Consider the following 21,130-nt stretch of genomic DNA (forward strand, 5'->3'; position numbering starts at 1 on the left):
TCCCAGTAATGCAGAACCTCACGGCCTAGTTCATACTGTACATTCCGCATTCCTTCACCTCTTTTAACAGGTACAGCCAGCCCTTCTCACACAATCCCGACAGCAGCATACGTACCCTTCTTGGGTTCAAGGCAAAAAAATCGGCCACATCCTTCGGACGGATGCTTCCTGCTTGCCCTACGACGAAACGCATAACTTCTTTTTCCATGAGCTGAACTCTGCTATCTGGCGCCTTAATCGTCTGGTGCCGGCTGAGCGCAAGTCTTAGTAGGGTTATACACAAATCTGGACGTTGTTCCACGTCATCGTAAGCGAAGGAAAGTACCTGATACCCCATCCTATACAGAAAAGTTTCTCTATTCAGCTCATTACTGTACTTCTGTCTGTCCATATCTCTAACATGCGCTGCGTACCCTTTGATTTCAAACAACAGTTTGAGGGGGCCTGGTAAATACGCGAAATCTGCAAAGTACGAACGTCCTCGCCAATCCACCACTTCATACTCCGGATGCAAGTCAGCGAAATCTCCCCGAAGCGGCCACCATACATTGTGTAAAAATAGTTGTTCAGCATGCCCGTGTCCTCTTTTCAGCCGACCCTGTCTTTCTCCTGACCTAGCGGTCAGATGGTGCTCCAAAAAGGCTTCATGTGCTTGTTCATAATTGATGGTCTTCTCCTCCTTTATTTAAAAAAATACAAAAAAACGCCCCGCTCTCGCCGCCGGATAACCCGGAGCGTTCGCAGGGCGTTCTTCGCCACTACTTACAAATATGCATCATGCCGTTTTCCTCCCACAACTAATGGCTGGGACAAATTAAGGGCAAAATCGTATCTTAATTACACTGATAATTAGGGATATTTAGAAATAAGGGTATTTTAGTACCTTAATTCGAAGGTTATTCACCTAAACCCTAACATTTGCTAACTTTAAGGTGCAGAAATGCACTTATATTGGTTTTCCCCTCACTTGGCACGTATATAAGGTGCAGAAATGCCTCTATTTTCGAAATAGCTCCTCGGTACCAGCGGCATAGTATGAGTACACTAAAATCAGTTTCTCAGCGAGCTGTCCAAGATCAGTTTACCAACATCAGTCTCTCAGTACAAGCTGCCAAGTCATCAGTCGAGCAACGATGTGAGGCTACTCCCAAACAATGAATAGTAGATAAAATAAACGGATTACGCCGTTTCAATCGGCCCTAATTGAGCATGCTTGCGGCCGGGGATTTCCCCTGTAGCTTCAAAATGAACTACGATCGCGTCGATCTCTTTTTTCAATTCGGAAACGAGATCAGCTTCGGGCACTTTACGGATCATCCGGCCATAGCGGAACAGCAGGCCTTCTCCGCGCGCCCCGGCAATTCCGATATCCGCTTCACGCGCTTCGCCTGGACCGTTAACGGCACAGCCCAGCACAGATACTTTGATCGGCACCTTAAGTTTGGAGATGTATTCTTCCACTTCATTGGCAATCGAGAACAGGTCGATATCCAGGCGTCCACAGGTCGGACAGGAAATCAGCGTAGCCGCGTTGGAGATCAGGCCGAAGGTCTTCAGGAGCTCACGTGCTACCTTCACTTCTTCCACCGGATCGGCGCTCAGTGAAATCCGCACGGTGCTACCTATACCCATGGAGAGCAATGCCCCAATACCTGCCGAGCTCTTCACCGTCCCGGCGAACAACGTACCGGATTCAGTAATACCAAGGTGCAGCGGGTAAGGGATAACTTCTGCCGCCTGGCGGTATGCTTCGATGGCCATCGGCACATCAGATGCCTTAAGCGATACGATAATATCGTGGAAATCCAGCTCTTCCAGAATCCCAATATGATACAAAGCACTCTCGACCATCGCTTCTGGGGTCGGATAACCGTACTTCTCAAGCAGATGATTTTCCAGTGAACCGGCGTTTACGCCAATCCGGATCGGAATCCCTTTTTCCTTACAGGCCTTGACTACCGCTTCAACCTTCTCGCGACGACCGATGTTACCCGGGTTAATCCGCACCTTATCAATACCGTTCTCAATCGCTATGAGTGCCAGCTTATAATTAAAATGAATATCCGCTACAAGCGGGATATGAATCCGTTTCTTGATTTCCTTGATAGCCTCAGCAGCTTCTTCGTTGTTGACGGTAACGCGCACCAGCTGACATCCGGCTTCCTCAAGCCGCAGAATTTCCGCTACAGTAGCTTCTACATCCGCAGTTTTGGTAGTACACATGCTTTGAATCGCAACCTCGTTATTACCGCCAATAATGACTCCGCCTACATTGACGGGACGGGTCTGGTGTCTCAAGAACATGATTTCTCCCCCATAACGCCAAAGCTCCACCCCTTCCCTCCCGCCAGTGAAGCGGGATAAGCGGAAGAAAGGTGGAGACGATGGCATGTATTGTTAAGGACGCAACATAAGCTGAACTTAAGAATTAGGTGTCACAAATCGATTCTTAAGTTCACTCTATATATTACGCGCTTTCCTCTTGTTTCTTGTCTTTCTTGATGTTCAATTCCGGCAGAGCCTTCTCTTGAACAACCTGCTCGGTAATGACACAATCCTTGATGTCATCGCGAGAAGGTACTTCATACATCACGTCGAGCATAATGCTCTCGATGATAGCACGCAGACCGCGGGCACCTGTGTTGCGTTTGATGGCTTCCTTGGCAATGGCTTCGAGCGCCAGTGGCTCGAACTTCAGCGCAACGTTATCCATCTCCAGCAGCTTGATGTATTGCTTCGTGAGTGCGTTCTTCGGTTCGGACAAAATCCGTACCAAAGTCTTCTCATCCAACGGCTCTAGAGTCGAGATGACCGGCAAACGGCCTACGAACTCAGGGATCAGACCGAATTTGAGTAGGTCTTCCGGCAATACCATGGACAGGTATTCGCCAGGTTTCAGATCCTTTTGACCTTCAGCTGCAGCGTTGAAGCCGATGACCTTTTTGCCGATCCGGCGTTTGATCATTTGCTCCAGGCCATCGAAGGCACCACCAACGATGAACAAGATGTTCGTAGTGTCGATCTGGATGAATTCTTGATGTGGATGCTTGCGTCCGCCTTGCGGTGGAACGGAAGCTACAGTGCCTTCAAGAATTTTCAGCAGAGCCTGCTGTACACCTTCACCGGAAACGTCACGGGTAATCGACGGGTTCTCGGATTTACGTGCCACTTTATCAATTTCATCAATATAGATAATACCGCGTTCGGCTTTTTCCACATCATAATCGGCTGCTTGGATCAGCTTCAGGAGAATGTTCTCCACATCCTCACCAACATAACCGGCTTCAGTCAAGGAAGTCGCATCGGCAATGGCAAAAGGTACGTTAAGAATCTTCGCCATAGTTTGTGCCAAGAGCGTCTTACCGGAACCTGTCGGACCAAGCAAAAGAATATTACTCTTCGTCAGCTCAACATCTTCCACCTTGCTCTGACTGTTCACACGTTTATAGTGATTGTATACCGCTACCGACAGGGATTTCTTAGCCTGCTCCTGACCGATAACATATTGATCAAGAATATCGCGAATTTCCATTGGTTTCGGAATATCCTTCAGATCCAGCTCTTCCTCATGACCGAGCTCTTCTTCCACGATTTCCGTGCACAGCTCGATACATTCGTCGCATATATAAACGCCAGGTCCGGCTACTAGTTTGCGTACCTGTTCTTGCGATTTACCGCAAAAAGAACATTTCAATTGTCCTTTTTCATCATTAAACTTAAACATCTAACCACCCCTTTAAGATTTGATCGGTGAAGTGAGGACTTGGTCAATAAGCCCGTATTCCTTGGCTTCTTCCGCGCTCATGAAGTTATCGCGGTCGGTATCCCGTTCGATTTTTTCAAGGGGCTGACCTGTGCGATCTACATAAATTTGATTCAGCTTCTGTCTGGTCTTAAGAATCCAGTCTGTGTGAATCCAGATATCGGAAGCCTGGCCTTGAACGCCACCCAGCGGCTGATGAATCATGACCTCGCTGTTAGCAAGCGCAAAGCGTTTACCCGGCGCACCCGCCGTCAGGAGCAGTGACCCCATACTTGCGGCCATGCCCACACAAATCGTTGAAACATCCGGTTTGATGTGCTGCATCGTATCATATATACCCATGCCGGCTGTTACAGAACCACCGGGTGAATTGATGTACAGGTGAATGTCTTTTTCGGGGTCATCCGCAGCCAGAAACAGCAACTGGGCGATAACCAGATTGGCGACATCATCGTCAATCGCATTGCTCAAGAAAATGATGCGGTCCTTAAGCAACCTGGAATAGATATCGTATGAGCGTTCGCCCCGACTTGTAGATTCCACAACCATTGGTACCAGACTCATGTCACCAACCTCTTTTCTCTGTATAGATTAGTCTTTCCGTTTCAGAAATATTTTAACACGTTCAAGACGCAATGTCATTTTTTCACTACCCGGGTCTATTACAATGCTTAAGTGTATGACATTACCTCGCAATTATATCCGTATTGACAGGGTTTCATAACCGCATCCCGTAAGCTTACTGAGAATTATAATCTCTGAAAGGTAGTGAAATACATATCATATGTAAAAAATAAGGCACGTAGCTAAATATACGTGCCTTATCTTCTGTGTATGAAGGCCTACTAACAGGCCATTATAGGTGGATCAATTCGCGCAGGAATTACTCAGCGCTTTTGTCTTCAGCTGTTTCAGCAGCAGCTTCTTCAGTAGCTTCAACTTCTACGCTGCTCTCAACAAGCAAGTCAATGGTTTTGCGCAGGGAGAGCTCTTCGCTCAGGCTGCCCAGGGAACCGTTACCTGCAAGAATGCTGCGAATTTCTTCAGGAGTACGTTTGAAAGATTCAGCCATAGTAGCCAACTCTTTGTTTACGTCTTCCTCGGTCACTTCAATGTTCTCTTGCTTCGCGATAACTTCCAGAACCAGGTTGTTGCGAACGCGTTTTTCAGCATCGCCCTTCATTTGGTTTTGCAGGTCTTCACGAGTTTGGCCGGAGAAGCTGAGGAACATGTCCATGTTCATGCCTTGTTGACGAAGACGGTTGTCGAAGTCGCGAACCATGTTCTCAACTTCGCTAGCGATCATCGCTTCTGGAATTTCAACTTCAGCGTTCGCTGCAGCTTTGTCAACAACAGCGTTCTCGCGAGCGCCTTTCAGTTCATCCGTTTTACGGGATTCCAGTTGTTGTTTCAGGTCTGCTTTGTACTCATCCAGTGTATCGAACTCACTTACATCTTTAGCGAACTCGTCATCCAGAGCTGGAAGCTGTTTGCGTTTAATTTCGTGCAGCTTCACTTTGAATACAGCAGCTTTACCTGCAAGGTTCTCAGCATGGTAAGCTTCAGGGAAAGTTACTTCAACATCTTTGAAGTCGCCAGTGCCCATGCCTACAACTTGCTCTTCAAAACCTGGAATGAAGGAATTGCTTCCCAGTTCCAAGGAATGACGCTCAGCTTGTCCGCCTTCGAATTGTACGCCATCAACAGAACCGTCGAAATCGATCACGGTGATGTCGCCCAGAGCTGCTGTTTCGTCTTCAACGACAACCAGCTCAGCGTGACGCTCTTGCAGACGAGTCAATTCTGCATTCAGTTCATCTTCTGTAACTTCAGCTTTTTGAACTGGAACTTCCAGACCTTTATATTGACCAAGGACTACTTCTGGTTTCACAGTAATTTTCGCTTTGAAAATGAAAGATTGGCCTTTAGCAAATTGCTCGATGTCCACTTCAGGACGATCTACAGGGAAGATATCGGTTTGTTCAACCGCTTCACCGTAAGCTTCAGGAAGAAGGATGTCAATGGCATCCTGGTACAGGCTTTCTACACCAAAACGGGATTCGAAAATCGGCCGTGGCACTTTACCTTTACGGAATCCAGGCACGTTTGCCTTCTTAACTACTTTATTAAAAGCTTTGTCGAGTGCTGCAGCTACACGGTCTGCTCCGACTTCGACTTCAAGAACGCCAAGGTTCTTCTCTATCTTTTCCCAAGTTGCTTTCATGTTATACTTTCCCCTCCAAAAATAGGTTCACAAGTTTACTCAAATATTCACGCAGTTCACGCACAGAATAACCATTATATTATATACAACATCACTTCATTTATCAAGTAGAGAAGTCTTTACAAATCCTTTCAGAGTACGGTAAGCTCCTTCAAATTGAAAGCGCATGCTATCTGTGATCCCGTACATGGCCCGAGTTTCTTCTTCCTGCCGGACACCGTTCAAACTCTCGGAGACCATCTGGTGCAACGCCCCGGCCCATATGTCCAGCATGACGTCCTCCCCTTCCAGCAGCGTCCGATAATCTCTGGATTCGTAGATAGACATTACGAACTGCCCCCAGAGCTCCTGTGCAAAATAATACAGCGTAGGCTCATGTACCTCGGCCTGCTCAGCCACTCGTTCCAGGACCTGACTTATCTGCGGCGGGAAATCCTCGTTCTGCAGTGGCACACTCTCGATCTCGACAACGGCCGTCTCCTGGCCCCGGGCCAGATGGATGCTTCCCTGGGCGCCGCGCCTGCGCAGCGTCTGCAGTGTGCGGAATTGCAGGAGTGGATGGACATCGCTCTGCTGAAGCCAATGACTCAGTGCCTCATCGATTCCTTCCCCTTCCAGGTAGGAGAGCTGCTCCAACGCCAGAATTGTCGATTCGGACAATGGTTCTTCCATAATTTTTCTCAGCAGTTTAATGGGATAGTCGGCATCTTCCTCCAGCTTGGATCTCGCCAGCACCCGAGCCATATCCTCCTCCTTGAGCTCTTCCTCTTCTTGCCGGGAACTGCTGTCCGTTTCTTCGCTGCCGGAGGCATAAGGAAAAGCTGCCACCAGCCAATCGAGCAGGGACTGCCATTCCTCATAGTGCCGCTCTTCCTGTCCCTGGCACTGCAGCAGAAACCGTAGCAGCTCCATCGCTTCCCCGTAACGCTCACTCTCCAGCATGACTGTCAGCTGAATCTGGTAATAATCCAGCGTGCGCGGAAACAACACGATATTGTCTTTGGCAGGGGAATTTGAATGTTTAATGAGGGCACCTCCTTTTTTTCATACCGATATCTTGGTTGATTATAGCATATCCTTGCTTACGTTTAAAAAAACAGCTTGAAAAACACTCTTATGTATGATAACATAATTTTTGCTTGCTTTTCACTCATCAGACGTGTCCCGGTAGCTCAGCTGGATAGAGCATGCGCCTTCTAAGCGCACGGTCGGGGGTTCGAATCCCTTCCGGGACGTCATGCAGAAGCCTTCCCTTACGGAAGGCTTTTTTGCGTTCACATTAAGTCGCCTAAAGACTATAATAATCAGTTTCAAAAGATTGTAATTAAATCTTTATCCATAAAAAATGCCCGGGTTACCCCGGGCATTACCAATAAATCCGCTATTGTACCAACGTTATTCCATCCGCCTAAAACAGCAAGTCTTGTGAATAATTCTCACCTTCCAGAATATCGTACTCCACAAGTCGATAATCCTCCAAAAGCGCCTGCTGCTGCTCGCTCAGATCCTTGAGGGGACCATCGGAACCAATCAGCACACTTTTGCTCAAGCCCGGAATCTCTGCCTGCACTTCTCTCAGAAGCTTGTAGAATACTGGCATCTCCTGACCCGACAACTCGAATACCGTGGGCCCGATGAACGCAGGGCTCATCGTACCCGCCGGCTCTTTTCCAATATCAAAATTAGCCAAATAGACCAGCTTCGTCTCATGCTTCAACCTTGGATCATTGTCCCATCCCGCCTGGGTGTAAATATCAGCCGACAGCGCTGGCAGATGGTCACCCCAGAAGGCGACGATTGTCGGACGCTGGATCGTTTTCAGCTCCTTGGCCAGATAAGCCACCGCTTCGTCCGTCAGCTTCGTATCATGGACATAGGTCTCTAGCTCGTCCTTCCAGGCCGGCTGAGTACCACCCACACTAGTGGTGTTCTCTCCATTCAATCCTTTAATAAAGGGAAAATGATTCTGCATGGTTACAAGGTGTAGAAATGTCGGCTGCTTCGCTGCCTTCAACTTATCTACGGCCTCTTGAACGGCAGACATATCGGACATATAACCGTTTGGCGTAATCCGGTTGGAGTTCTCCATCTCCTTCTCACTGGTGAATTCGTCGAAGCCCAGGATCGGATAGACCCGGTTTCGATTATAGAAGGTATCGTCAAAAGGATGAACGGCAAGCGCCTGATAGCCTCTACCCTTGAGTATACTAACAATGGAAGGCATCTCTGACATTTTTACAATCTTTTGCTGATAAGGAATCGAGCCGTCTTTAAGAAAATACATCGACAAGCCGGTCAACGCCTCAAATTCAATATTGGCCGTGTTCCCTCCAAACTCCGGTGAGAGCAGGTAACCCGACGGAGTGTTCTGTCCCTCCTGATGAATGAACGCCAGCGGATCTTCACTGAAGGTGAAGCCAGGCAAACGGGTCACATCAAAAAACGCTTCGTCCATCATATACATGATGTTTGGACGCTCCGTCAGCGCAGCAGTCTTATCTTTATCAGCCGGTAAGACATCATATTTCTTAGCAATCCGGGCAATAGACTCCTGACTGTAGTCATCCGGCTTTTCGATCAGCTTCTGCTTGAGATTGCCCGTGAAGGCGAACACAAAACCATTCTGGCTGTAATTGACCTTCTGGTTCCAATAAATATTCTGGTACTGGATAGAAGTCGCCAGCGCATGCTGACCACTAACCATCCAGATAAATCCGGCGATCATAACAGTGGAGAGAATCGTGAAGGCTGCGCGCAGCGAGAAGCGAATCTTCACTTTAGGCAGCTTCCAGATTAAATAAACTGCTACGACTAGCAGGGCGACTGCCATTACCACCGCAAGCGGGGAGACCATCCCTGACGTAATTTTACTCATCTCACGAGCGTTTTTAAGCTGCATTAAATCCCAAGGGAACAGCGGTTCCCCCGTGGTGGACAACTTCTTGTAATCCGCTATCCCGATTAGGAGGCAACCTGCGAACGCCAGTAGCGTTCCAGCATAAATATTGGGGATGATTACAGCAAAGCAAAGCAGTACAAAGAAAAAGAACAAGCTACCAAATATATAAAGCCAGTAATATTGCGAAATCCAGGCCAAGGCGCTGCCGGCATTCATCCCGAGCGAAGCAGTCTGCATGAAAAAATTAAGCAGAAATCCGCCGAGCAGCAGCAGTAAAAGTAGCATATTCAGTCCTTTGGAAGACGTAAAACGACGCATACATATCCTCCCCTATCTATTCTAAACGAACAGTATACGCCATTTTGATTAAATAAACCTTAAATTTGCAGCTGTGCTTCTGTGACCGGGGCACTGACTCGCTTCCTTAGAAGGCTGAATTCCTTGCGAACCATCCACGCCGTCCACAGTACGACAATGGCATCAATCGCCAGCGTCCCCCAGTATACTCCGGAAACTCCCATGATTCTCGGCAGAACGAGCATCACCGGAACGTAGAACACAAGCTGTCTGGCAATCCCGATGACTGCGGCCGGTTTTCCTTTATCAATAGAAGGGAAGAAGGTCATCGCCATAAAAATCATTGAAAGCAGCGGCAGAACCGCCATGTTGATTCGGAAATACATCAGCTCCGACCCGCTGAAGACCTGATCGGGTAACATTAACCCCAGAATCATCTGCGGGTTCCACATGGCGATTAGCCAGAATGGCAAGGTCAGCACCATGGAAGCTAATGTGAATATTTTGTAGGACTGAATGACACGCTCGTACTTCTCAGCCCCGAAGTTAATCCCAATGACCGGCTGGAGTGCACGCATGAGACCGAAGATCGGTGTGAGCAAGAACGTGAATACCCGGAAAACAACTCCGTAGAAGGCCACATCGGCAACGGTGCCGTATTTGGACAGAGCATTGAACACAATTACAGCCTGCACCAGGTTCATAAAATTCATAATGAAGGAGGACATACCCAGACTGAAAATGGATTTTAGCGTGGCTCTATCCCGATAAATCGCAAAGGCTTTGGTTTTGAAAGAAGACCATCCTCTGCCGAAGTAAATCCAGCCCAGTAGTGTATAGACGAACATACCGATATTGGTCGCCCAAGCAGCACCCTCCACCCCAAGATCCAGGACGACCACCAGCAAATAATTGCATAGAACATCCGCCACCAAGCCAATACCCATCACTACTGCCGCAGACTTCATCTTGCCCTCGGCTCTGACAATCATATTCGCGGCCAAACCGTAGATCCAGAAGAAAGACCCCCAGACGGTAATTCTGAAGTAGCTGTTACCCAGCGCCAGCGTTTGTCCCTCTCCCCCCATAACTGACACCAGTTGAGTAGAAAATAATAGACCCAGCACCATGTAGACTGCAGTCACAAGGACCGTCAGATAATTCACATTGCCCATCAATCGCTGCTGGGTAAGCTGATCCTGCCTTCCAATGGCAATGCTCAACACCGCCCCCGCTCCAACCCCGATCAGGGAGCCTAACCCCAGGCTGATCTGTGTCAATGGGTAGGCTACGGAGACACCCGCTAAGGCAGTCTCGCCTACATATCGACCGACAAATACCGCGGCGATTACGGCATTTAATCCGTACAATACCATGGCGATAATTGCCGGCCAAGATAGCTGAAACATCATCTTCCACAGATTCTCGTTCAAGATTAGAAGCTTCTGCTTCTCTTTTCCGTCTGTGGTTTGTTGTATCGTTGGCATAGAAGGAAACCTCTTTTCTCTAAAAATAAGATAGACGCCGTTATCCAGAGCCAGACTTCACACCCTTCTCGGCTTCTATACAAGTGTAGGAGATCAAGAGTGCCCTTCACTACCAGCAGACGGAGCCTTATGACCGAAAAAAGGATTATTGTGTCTCCGCTGAAGCGCAACGCAAAAAGCCGCCTCCAGGCAGCATGAAAACCACCGGAGACAGCTTTAGACTCAGACAATAAAATATAGCACTACTGAACAGAAGGCCTTACTTCAACTGTAATCAGCGTCCCGTACGGCGGTTGCTCAGCCACAGCGGGAAGCGGAAGGCCAGGTTGATGAGTAAGACGACAATAACAAGCACAGCTGCCGATCGATCGGCAATCTGCCGTGCATCCTCGACAATCGCCTCGGATTGAACGTACCACAAATGCACCGCGAGCGTCTCGCCCGGCGAGAACAGGTTAAAGTCCCACATTTCGCCCGAGGTACTGAGGCCAGCAGTCAGGATGATAACCGCAGACTCCCCGAAGGCACGACCGGCAACCAGACAGATACCAGTCACGATAGACCGCATGGCAACCGGGAGCACTACCGTACGAATAACATGGTATTTGGTCATACCAAGTGCATAGCCCGCTTCACGGATATCGCCGGGAACGGCACGAACTGCTTCTTCTGTAACACGAGCTAGCATCGGCAGGTTCAACAGCGCCAAGCTGACGCCTCCGCCCAGAATCGTAAGTCCAATACCAAAATATTCAGCGAAGATCGCTAGACCCAGCATACCAAACACAATGGATGGAACCGAGGACAAGGCTTCCACGCAGATCCGCAGTCCACCGGTAAATTTGTTATCCGGCGCGTATTCTGCCATGTAAATACCCGCACCCACTCCAATTGGAACCGAGATAATCAGAGAGATGAACAGGATGTAGAAGGAGTTGAATAGCACAGGACCAATCCCGCCGCCAACATCCATTTCCTCCGGCTGCTTGATCAGAAAGTCGAAGCTTAGGGATGGCAAGCCTTTGCTCATAATCGAAATCAGCAGCCAGAAAATCAGCAGCAGAATCAGGCCGCCCAGCGTATAAAAGCCGTACGTAGCCAATTTATCACGCCGCTGCGCCCGCGCCGTATGGCGTGTCCGTGTGAAGCTGGTCATGCTGCATCCCTCCGCTTTCTTCCGAGTATCCGAATGATCAGAATCAGCACGAAGGAGATCACGAGCAACAAGAAGGCCATCATGTGCAGCGCATAGTTCCAGGTCGAGTCAAATTCCACATTAGAAATTTGCATTACGATGTTACTTGTCAGCACCGAAGAAGGTGTGAACAGTGTTTTGGCTAGTTGGGCTGTATTCCCGATAACCATGACGACAGCCATGGTCTCACCAACCGCACGGGTCATCCCGAGAATGACCGCAGAAATAATCCCCCGGCCTGCTGCAGGCAGCACTACGCGCATGATCACTTGTAGACGGGTAGAACCGAGAGCATAAGCAGCATCACGGTATTTGCGCGGCACAGCCACGATGGCATCATCGCTGATCCGGCAAATCGTTGGCAGTACCATCAAGGATAGAACAAGCGCCGCGGCCAATATTCCGTCACCGAGACCCTGACCACTGACATCACGCAGGAAGGGAAGCAATACGGTAAGGCCCAGATATCCATAAACAATGGATGGAATCCCAACCAGCAGGTCAAGCACTGGGCGAATAAAGGTCTTCAGCCAGTTCGGGGCGATCTCAGCAACAAGCACCGCCATCCCTACCGAAATGGGAACTGCGATGACCATTGTAAGCGCAGTTAGTGAAAGTGTATTCACAATAAAAGCGGCTGCCCCGAAAGCATCCTCTTCCGGACTCCAATTAAAAGAGAAGAAGAAATCAGCCAATGAGACCTGGCCGAACATTAGCATAGCCGTTTTGCCGATAAATAAGATAACCATGCCCAGTACAAAGCAAAGAGCTAGAATACTGAACAAAAAATAATACCGGAATATTGAATTGCTTAGCAAATGCCTGCCATGACGTTTTGCATTAGCGCTGACCTTAACTGAGCTTTGTTTCAGCCTGGATTCCAGGTTGTGGACTGGTGCCCCCATACGTTCCCTCCTGTAAGCGGCCAGCCCCCGCTGATTCTCTAGGAGCTGGCCGCTGTTACCGTTCAATATAATCTTTGAATATTACTATTATTTCATCGAAGCGATTGGAATAAATTTAAGCTTCTTCAAGGAACCTTGTTGGAACTTCTTGCTTTGTACGTAATCGATGAATTCTTTAGTTGCGCCAGTAGGTTGACCTTTAGTCATAAAGTAACCGTAAGCCCAAATCTTGTAAGAACCGTTGATTACGTTATCTGTAGTAGCTTCAACGCCGTTGAATTTAACAGCCTTCACATCGCCACTTACATACACCAAGTCGATGTATCCGATAGCGTTAGGAGTAGTTGCTACCGCCGTTTTCATGTCACCGCTGGAACCTGTTTCTTTGTAGTTCTTTTCTTTCTTCACGATATCGCCACCAGCCAAAGCTTTAGCTTGATAGTTAACGCGTGTACCGGAACCGAAAGCACGAGTGATTACAACGATATCAGCATCCGAACCGCCAACATCTTTCCAGTTAGTGATTTTACCGGAGAAAATACCTTTAAGTTGTTCTGTAGTCAGGTTGTCTACGCCGACATTTTTGTTAACGATTGTAGCAAATGGAATAACAGCTACTTTGTTTGCTACTTGACCGTCAAAAGCTTTGAAGCCTGGAACGTCAATGCTTGCATCCCAGTCGCAAGCGCCGATGTCAGCAATGCCTTTTTTCACAGCTTGCGGTCCAGTAACGGAACCTTTACCAGAAGCGGCGATTTTCACTTTAGGGTGCAGTTTTTGGAATTCCTTAGCTGCTTGCAACGTTAGTGGAAGCAATGCTGTGGAACCATTAACCGTAATTTTTCCGGAAAGAGTGTCAGCTGCAGAAGCAATCCCTGCAAAAGCTGTTGTTACCGCCAGAACTGCTGTGAGTGCAGTTACCGTGAATTTTTTGAAAACTTTCATGAATTATTTCTCCTCTCGGCTATTCGCCGTTAAATTAGTAAGAACTATGAAGTGCAAGCGAATTATTATTTAGTCAGTTCGAGAGCCTTGCCGCCTTTGATGACAACCACTTTGCCATCGCTGATGATTGCCAGCTTGCTGCCATCTTTAGATACAGCCACTTCGGATACATCTTCTGTAGAACGGTACAATTCAGTTTTTGCCCCGCTAGCATTGATGGAGTATACCACTGTAGTGCCATCAGCTGTCGTACCGGATACCACCAGACCATCGTTCACACTGCTTACCCATGTAGGTTCAACATCAAGCGCGATGTTCGTGCTAGTTCCGTCTGCTTTCACACTCTTCAGTGTGTTCGCAGCTTTACCGTCAGCATCTGCACTCAGGTAAGCTACATTGCCATCTGCAAGAATTTCAGGGTACAGCTTGTTGTCTGCGGAAGTAGTGAGTGCAACAGGTTTAGCATCTTTCACAGTCAGATCCAGCTTATATAGTTGCTCTCCAGCTTTGCTGAAGTCAACTGTAAGGGAATCTTCTGTGCTGTCAGCGTCATTCTTGGCTACACCAGTCAAGTTAACGATGTAAGCAACGCTCTTCTCGTCAGCAGACACACGCAGTTCGGATTTATTCTCAACTTTATCAGCAAGTACAGTGGCTACAGTTCCCGATTCCACGGAAATAGAAGCAATCTTCTCTTGCTTGTCCCCTTGGATAAAGTAGATTTTCTTACCGTCTTTCGACCAGATCAGGTCAGTCTTCACGCTGTTGTCTGTACCAAGTGCTTTAATAGCTCCACTGTTCAGGTCAATCAGGCGAAGTTGGCCAGTATCGTCATTGAAAGCTCCCCAACGTTGATCAGCGGATACAGCGAAATCTACTGCGCTGTCATCGGTAGAGAACAATTGGTAGTTACCTTGATCCCCGCCGAACTTAAGAAGTTGAGTCGACTCAGCATCACTTTGGTTAGCGATAACGCTACCGTCTGCTGCCCAGTGAAGTGTATCGAATAGACCTTCAGGACGAGCAAAGCTTAGGATAGAAGTGCTATCAGCATCCAGTTCACCGCCCAAGGATACAACAAGCTTGGTCAGTTCTACATAAGTGCTGTTTTTGTATGTTACAGGCGCAATGGTGAATGATTGTGCCTCACCATCTACTTGAAAGCTCTTGGAGCCTGGTTTGATTTGAAGGGTATGTAGGCCTTTGCTGTCGTTCAACGCAATGCCGCTTGCGCTGGCTGCTACGTGAGCTCCGATCTCGCCGGCTACTTGGCTAAGTGCATAAAGTTTATAACCGCCGCTGTCAATAGTATTGAATGTGACTGGCGTGCCGTTTACAGTCCATGTAGCGGTACCTTCCTTGACTTTTACCGGCCCGGAGACTGCTGCACTTACTGTTCCTGTCTTACTACCACCTGCACTGGCAGCTAATGCGCTCCCTGCCCCTGCGGTTACTAGAAGTGCCGAAGCCAAGGTTGCGCTTATCCATTTACTGTTTTTCAATTAGATTCACCCTTTTCCTATAGGTAACTGCTAATGTTATTTTCGTCTACAATTGTCAATGGCGTTGCAGAGGAATGTTTTGGAATTATTAATTTGGGCATATTTTGGTAGTATTTTGTAAAGAGAGTGTAAAATCTCGCGAAATGAGTCTATTAGTCCCGTTTTTCTAGTGGATATAGTATAAAAAAAAGACCACAGCGTCTTCCGCTGGGTCTATTTGCATAAAAATAGTTGCCGTAGGGTCCTCCCTTTTACCTGGAGATTGCTGCTGTCAACAATTCGGAAAGTAAGGAGAATAAATATGAATATGAACACTCCCGTCATTTCTGTATACCATATCTTCAAATCATTTGGAAAACGTTAGGGAATTGTTGTGGGCTATGTGTGCTTCCACTCTGGTTGCAGCCAGTCGAGCTGGTGACACCTTTATATTATGGCGATGAGGCACTAATGAACATTATGATCCGCGGCCAGGGCTGGGAGATGATTCCCCTCGACGTGTATGCGCTGATCGGATTCTCACTTCTATCCCCCATAGAATTATGTCGAATCGGCAGGAATTTACTGGAGTCCCACCGAATGTATAGAACGCTAAGCCGTCAGACACCGGCTAAAGCATAATACATTGGGGGAAGAAAATTTATGAAAAGATTGGTCGTAATCCTAACTGCCCTGCTACTCGTTATCGGGCTGGGCAGCCCTGCGGGAACAGGGAAAGCCGCTGCGGCAGCGGCACCAGCTTATAACGAAATCTCTACGTTTGTGGACGGCAAGCTGATTATCTCAGCTTCCAAATCGCTCCTGGTCAATTCATCGGCATACGTACCTGTGAAGCTGCTGGATCAAATTCCGGGAATCAGCATGACCAAGACAGCTGCAGGCATCAGTGTGAGCGGCGCCAAAGGTGCCACAACACTAAACAAGGACAATTCCGTCCTGTACAACAATTCCAACTACGTTGCTTTCAAGACATTGCTGAAAATCGGCGCGATTGACGGGAAGTACGCCTCCAGCGCTTACTCACTGTTCATCTGGAGTGGGGATGATGGTAAGACGAAGAGCAACTCCACGCTGACAGCGCTCAGCAAGCTTCCAAGAAACTTTGGCAGTGTTGTAGGTAAGAAGGTCTATGTCTACGGTTTCCCAGGTACGCATTGGATTACTGACGTCCAATATGATGGAAGCTCTTCGATTGAGTATTCAATGCTCAAGGATGATGGCACAGCATGGACGCTGGATCAAGACATTTATGACGAAGCTATGATGTATACGATGGATTACCTGCAATACTTGAAGAAGACCTTTAACGGCACGCTCGGATGGGTGCGAAATGCAAAAATCGAAGATAGCCCGTTCAAAAATATGGAGAAAGTCACCATAATAAGTGTTCAGGCAGATAATGAAAATGGCGATATTGACGTTGTCTTGCGCCGGGCCAGCGGTGAAGAAAAGATCATTACTATGGCGCCTGTAGGGGATCAAATCGATAATATTAGCAGCACGTTCCTTTATAAAAATCCTCGTACATTAACCAACAGTAGCGATAAAATGTGGGCAGCTATTGTTGCCGAAAAGGTATCCGTCGGCATGACCTATGATGAAGTTTACTTATCATGGGGCGATCCGGACCGGACTAATGATTCTCTTGGATTGGCGGTATACGGCAGTGTCTACCTGTACTTCTATAATGGAAAAGTAAAGTATATTTCTGAGATGTAGATAGCGTACTAAAAATAGCGGAGATTCGGCAGTAAAGCCGGAACTCCGCTTTTTTTTGCGTAGGCTCTTTCGTCAAAAATGTTGCTAATAAGCTGACAAGAAACTACCGTTTGTCCAGACTCCGGATGAATGTAGTGACATTACCTAAACAACAGGCCCCTTGCGGGTTATTAACCTCACACCCACAACGATTAGCTTGAACTTGTTCTCGTATATGTACAATTGGATGCTGATTTTCTTCAACAGCTGTTATTAAACGTTCTCTAGTCCATCCAAAGCAGTAACAAACAGGCACATCCAATGCCTCGTCTTTTTGGAACACCGGGATTTTGAGCATATCTTTGCCAAAGGTCTGCTCGTTGCTAAAATAGACAACTTCACAAGACGGATTAGTGCAGAAAGCGTAAGCCGATTCAGGGTGAATGGTTTCTAACGCTGTTGGTTGAAGCAACGCTTTGAGCGTAATCATTTGAATACTTTTACCTTTTAGATGACAGGCAGGGCATTGAGTGGGTGTTGTTGGCTTTTTAGTGGATGTTTGACAACAGCTCTCCATTTTTCAACTCTCCTTATGCAGTTTTGAATGTACCATCCAGTGTAAATCTCTACTAATATGCGTTACCGTGCTGGATATAATAAACGCTTCTTTTGACATTGTAGCATATGCTATTCTCCTTTACTTCTTTGAAGGAGCACGCTTGTTCTGTTAATATAGGACTAGATTTATCACGGAGCGTGAACAGACTGGTGGACAGAAGAAAGGAATAAAGGCATGGGATACAGTGTACCGGAGCGGGTAATTAAGCTGTTGTGCGGGAAGTCCGTTCTAGAAGAAGGAGCCATCCTCTTCCATAGCAATAGGGTTCAATTAACCCGGGAAGAACAGCTAGAGGATCGCGGCGGGATCGTCAGCCGGACAGAGTATGAGTCCATCGTTCAGGGGCATCCCAGCTATGACGTCAAGGTTGCCGTGGACAGTGATGGAGACGTCCAGGCGGAGTGCAGTTGTCCTGTCTATTCACACGGCGGGCCTTACTGCAAGCATATTGCTGCCATGCTGATTCACATCCATGAGCTGGCGCATGCCGATCATTTGGATCAGCGTTCAGAGGGCACTGCCCTGCTCCAGCAAGGGCAGTCAGACAGAGAGGACAGCAGACTGACACCACGCAACCTTCAGCATTCCTCAGGAATCCCCGCACAAGACAGTCAGCTGGTTGATAGTATGCTGGACATGTTTGGAAATTCACACCGGCGACCCCGCCCTAGCGGCGAGGGGAGCTATGTGGACGCGAGAGATACGCTCGTTGTGGAATGGATAGTGAGGCCCATGCTCTCTGGCTACGGCAGCGCTGAAATGCTTGGTATCGAGCTGAAGATAGGAACCAAACGTTTATATATTGTGCAGAAAATCAGAACCTTCCTGGAAGCGGTTCTTCGTGGAAAGAATTTTGAATTCTCAAGGCATTTTATTTATAGTCCCTCGCAGTATAGCTTTGTTCAAAAGGACAATGAGATTATCCAGAAGCTCCTTCAGATCGTGCAGAGTGAGAAAGTCTATCGCGAGAGCATGGGGATTAACCAACAATATGGGAATAGATCAAGTGGGGAGCGGGAACGGTTATTGCCTATCCCGCCTTATTTCTGGAAGGAACTACACCCCCAGTTAGTAGCAGCACCTTCAGTCCACCTCCAGCAGGAGGACAGTCTATATGAGGGCGTGAATCTCTCGCAGGAAGCACTCCCTCTGGTATTTCACCTAGATCAAACGGGCAGCGGCGGCTACCGTCTGGAGGTTCAGGGACTGGACAACATCACGGTGTTGGAAGATTACGATTTGGTGCTGTCCGCAGGCCAGTTGCTGGAACTCCCCTCCCAAGAGTGCGGGCGGCTTACCGGGATCAAGCAAATGCTCGGCACCTCCCGCCAAGCCAGCCTCGGCATTGCGCCAGAGCAGATCGAGTCATTCATGGACAAAGTGATTCCCGGCCTCTTGAAGTTGGGTACAGTCACGATCGCCGACTCCATCTCGGACCGAATCCTTCATAGCCCGTTAAAAGCCCGACTCTACCTGGACCGAATCAGGGACCGTCTGCTCGCCGGACTGGAGTTTCAATACGGAGATATCGTCCTGAATCCGCTGGAAGAACATCGCAGCCGCGGTACAGACCTTATCCTTATGCGGGACGGTAAACAGGAAGCCCGAATCATGGAGCTGATGGAGAAAGCAGCTTTCGTCAGAACGGAGAGCAGCTTTCTCATGAGCAACGAAGATGACGAATTCGATTTTCTGCACCATACAGTTCCACTGTTGGAGGATTTGCTGGATGTCTACGCAACCACCGCTGTTAAAGGGCGACTGCTCACAGGAAATCCTCCGCCTAAAGTCAGCGTCCGCTGGAATGAAAAAACGGACTGGCTGGATTTCAAGTTTGATATGGGTGGCATTCCTGACGATGAGATCGCTACCCTTCTAAAAGCACTTCAGGAAAAGCGCCGATATTATCGTCTTCCGGATGGGGCCTTACTGCCACTGGACACTGAGGAGCTTCAGGAGATTATTACTTTTATGAACGAAGTAGGGATCAAGACCGGAGAGATTCAAGGCAAAGAATTCTCATTGCCTCTTCTTCAGGGACTGCATCTCGGTTCCACCGATCATAAAGGAAATGCGGTCAAGCTCGACAGGAGCTTCCGTAAACTTCTCACCAATCTGGGAAATCCAGACAATCTGGATTTCCCGGTACCGGACAGCCTCATTCCTGTGCTGAGGGATTATCAGCAGCTTGGGTTCCAGTGGCTCAAGACACTGGCCCATTATCGATTCGGCGGCATTCTGGCCGATGATATGGGTCTTGGTAAAACACTGCAAAGCATCGCCTTCCTGCTCTCCGAACTTCCGGACATCAGGGACGGAGGTCGTCCGGCGCTGATCGTCGCCCCGGCCTCACTACTCTACAACTGGCACAACGAGTTGAAGAAATTTGCTCCTGAGATAGAAGCAGTCATCGCAGATGGCAACCTGACGGAACGCAGCCGAAGGCTTAAGAACACTGCCGGAGCAGATGTGATCATCACCTCCTACCCGCTGCTGCGGAGGGATGTGAAGCTGTATAGCGGGCGATCCTTTCATACACTGATTCTCGACGAAGCGCAGTTCATCAAGAATGAAGTCACTCAGACTGCCCGGGCGGTTCGAAGTTTGGAGGCACGCTACCGTTTCGCTTTGACCGGAACGCCTATAGAGAATGCGCTGGAAGATTTATGGTCTATCTTTAGCGCTGTTTTTCCTGGACTATTTCCCGGGAATAAAAAGACTTTTCATGATTTGCCGAGGGAAGCGGTTACTAAACGGTCAAGGCCATTCCTGCTGCGTCGCCTGAAGCGTGATGTGCTCAAGGAACTGCCGGACAAGATTGAGTCTGTACAAGCATCCGAGCTGCTACCAGATCAGAAGAAACTGTATGTAGCTTACCTTGCCCGACTGCAAAAAGAAGCACTGAAGCACCTAGACAGCGACGGCTTCGGTGGGTTTGGGGAACATCGGATCAAAATTCTGGCCGGACTGACCCGGCTGCGTCAGCTCTGTTGCCACCCTTCCCTGTTTATCGAGGGCTATCATGGCAGCTCTGGCAAGTTCGAGCAGTTGCTGGAGATTATCGCTGAATGTCGCAGCTCCGGCAAACGGATGCTGGTCTTCTCACAGTTTACAAGTATGCTGGATCTGATCGGTCGCGAGCTTGGGGTGCAAGGCATTCCCTTTTTCTATCTCGATGGCCAAACGCCGCCTGCCCAGCGAACCCAGCTATGCACCCGCTTCAACGAAGGAGAAGGAGACCTGTTCCTGATCTCGCTAAAAGCAGGCGGCACCGGGCTGAACCTGACAGGAGCGGATACCGTCATCCTCTATGATCTCTGGTGGAATCCCGCTGTAGAACAGCAGGCCGCCGACCGTGCTCACCGCATCGGACAGAAGAATGTCGTGCAGGTGATCCGTCTCATTGCCCAAGGTACTGTAGAGGACAAAATGTACGAATTGCAGCAAAAGAAAAAGAACTTGATCGATGAAGTTATTAAGCCGGGACAAGAGAGCTTGTCCGCGCTAACAGAACAGGATATCCGGGAAATTCTGCGGATTTGATGCAATAAACCTCAACAGAAGACTTGTCTGAGAAAAAACAGAGAAGTGACAAT

16 protein-coding genes and 1 tRNA gene are annotated in these 21,130 nt (G+C 48.3%); 4 read left to right on the forward strand and 13 right to left on the reverse strand.

Translation table 11 applies throughout. The features are described 5' to 3' along the window. Window positions 1-25: 25 nt before the first annotated feature. From ACFVRY_RS19075 to ACFVRY_RS19100, 6 genes are all read right to left on the reverse strand, one after another. Window positions 26-637, reverse strand: a complete 612-nt coding sequence (locus ACFVRY_RS19075) for a hypothetical protein (RefSeq protein WP_387501870.1) — start codon at window positions 635-637, stop codon at window positions 26-28. A 542-nt stretch (window positions 638-1,179) separates the two neighbouring features. After that, the gene (gene ispG / locus ACFVRY_RS19080; RefSeq protein WP_066376839.1) at window positions 1,180-2,304 is read right to left on the reverse strand and encodes a flavodoxin-dependent (E)-4-hydroxy-3-methylbut-2-enyl-diphosphate synthase; all 1,125 of its coding nucleotides are present in this window, start codon (window positions 2,302-2,304) and stop codon (window positions 1,180-1,182) included. Between the two features lie 163 nt (window positions 2,305-2,467). Further along, on the reverse strand, window positions 2,468-3,724 hold the full coding sequence (gene clpX / locus ACFVRY_RS19085) for an ATP-dependent protease ATP-binding subunit ClpX (protein WP_387501871.1): 1,257 nt from the start codon (window positions 3,722-3,724) through the stop codon (window positions 2,468-2,470). Between the two features lie 12 nt (window positions 3,725-3,736). Continuing rightward, on the reverse strand, window positions 3,737-4,327 hold the full coding sequence (gene clpP / locus ACFVRY_RS19090) for an ATP-dependent Clp endopeptidase proteolytic subunit ClpP (protein WP_066376827.1): 591 nt from the start codon (window positions 4,325-4,327) through the stop codon (window positions 3,737-3,739). Between the two features lie 319 nt (window positions 4,328-4,646). Then, on the reverse strand, window positions 4,647-5,987 hold the full coding sequence (gene tig / locus ACFVRY_RS19095; RefSeq protein WP_387501872.1) for a trigger factor: 1,341 nt from the start codon (window positions 5,985-5,987) through the stop codon (window positions 4,647-4,649). 96 nt (window positions 5,988-6,083) lie between these two features. Next, complete coding sequence (locus ACFVRY_RS19100) at window positions 6,084-6,977, reverse strand: hypothetical protein (protein ID WP_387501873.1); 894 nt, start codon at window positions 6,975-6,977, stop codon at window positions 6,084-6,086. Between the two features lie 171 nt (window positions 6,978-7,148). Here ACFVRY_RS19100 and ACFVRY_RS19105 point away from each other — a divergent pair. Further along, window positions 7,149-7,222, forward strand: a tRNA-Arg gene (locus ACFVRY_RS19105). 173 nt (window positions 7,223-7,395) lie between these two features. On the opposite strand, the gene ACFVRY_RS19110 is transcribed toward ACFVRY_RS19105, so the two are convergent. The 6 genes from ACFVRY_RS19110 to ACFVRY_RS19135 form a co-directional block, all read right to left on the reverse strand. Continuing rightward, complete coding sequence (locus ACFVRY_RS19110; RefSeq protein WP_387501875.1) at window positions 7,396-9,204, reverse strand: LTA synthase family protein; 1,809 nt, start codon at window positions 9,202-9,204, stop codon at window positions 7,396-7,398. A 59-nt stretch (window positions 9,205-9,263) separates the two neighbouring features. Continuing rightward, window positions 9,264-10,670, reverse strand: a complete 1,407-nt coding sequence (locus ACFVRY_RS19115) for an MATE family efflux transporter (RefSeq protein ID WP_387501876.1) — start codon at window positions 10,668-10,670, stop codon at window positions 9,264-9,266. 274 nt (window positions 10,671-10,944) lie between these two features. Further along, window positions 10,945-11,826, reverse strand: a complete 882-nt coding sequence (pstA, locus tag ACFVRY_RS19120; protein ID WP_387501877.1) for a phosphate ABC transporter permease PstA — start codon at window positions 11,824-11,826, stop codon at window positions 10,945-10,947. Beyond that, window positions 11,823-12,770, reverse strand: coding sequence for a phosphate ABC transporter permease subunit PstC (gene pstC / locus ACFVRY_RS19125; RefSeq protein WP_387501878.1), 948 nt, complete (start codon window positions 12,768-12,770; stop codon window positions 11,823-11,825). Before pstC ends, pstA begins: the two co-directional genes overlap by 4 nt. A gap of 87 nt (window positions 12,771-12,857) precedes the next feature. Continuing rightward, the gene (locus ACFVRY_RS19130) at window positions 12,858-13,715 is read right to left on the reverse strand and encodes a phosphate ABC transporter substrate-binding protein (protein WP_387501879.1); all 858 of its coding nucleotides are present in this window, start codon (window positions 13,713-13,715) and stop codon (window positions 12,858-12,860) included. Window positions 13,716-13,780: 65 nt separating this feature from the next. Then, entirely contained in the window at window positions 13,781-15,217 is a 1,437-nt protein-coding gene (locus ACFVRY_RS19135; RefSeq protein WP_387501880.1) for a TolB family protein, read from the reverse strand. 450 nt (window positions 15,218-15,667) lie between these two features. Here ACFVRY_RS19135 and ACFVRY_RS19140 point away from each other — a divergent pair, with 450 nt between their 5' ends. Continuing rightward, the gene (locus tag ACFVRY_RS19140) at window positions 15,668-15,838 is read left to right on the forward strand and encodes a hypothetical protein (protein WP_387501881.1); all 171 of its coding nucleotides are present in this window, start codon (window positions 15,668-15,670) and stop codon (window positions 15,836-15,838) included. 21 nt (window positions 15,839-15,859) lie between these two features. Continuing rightward, window positions 15,860-16,936: a hypothetical protein gene (locus tag ACFVRY_RS19145; RefSeq protein ID WP_387501882.1), complete on the forward strand. Its 1,077-nt coding sequence runs from the start codon at window positions 15,860-15,862 to the stop codon at window positions 16,934-16,936. A 103-nt stretch (window positions 16,937-17,039) separates the two neighbouring features. Here the strand turns inward: ACFVRY_RS19145 and ACFVRY_RS19150 are convergent, their stop codons facing one another. Continuing rightward, entirely contained in the window at window positions 17,040-17,492 is a 453-nt protein-coding gene (locus tag ACFVRY_RS19150; protein ID WP_387501883.1) for a putative iron-sulfur cluster-binding metallochaperone, read from the reverse strand. Window positions 17,493-17,708: 216 nt separating this feature from the next. On the opposite strand from ACFVRY_RS19150, the gene ACFVRY_RS19155 reads away from it, so the two are divergent. Continuing rightward, window positions 17,709-21,077 (forward strand): DEAD/DEAH box helicase, encoded by a 3,369-nt coding sequence (locus tag ACFVRY_RS19155; RefSeq protein WP_387501884.1) that lies wholly within the window; start codon window positions 17,709-17,711, stop codon window positions 21,075-21,077. The last annotated feature ends 53 nt before the right edge of the window (window positions 21,078-21,130 follow it).

Source organism: Paenibacillus sp. NPDC057934 (assembly GCF_042887565.1).
Taxonomy (GTDB): domain Bacteria; phylum Bacillota; class Bacilli; order Paenibacillales; family Paenibacillaceae; genus Paenibacillus_AQ.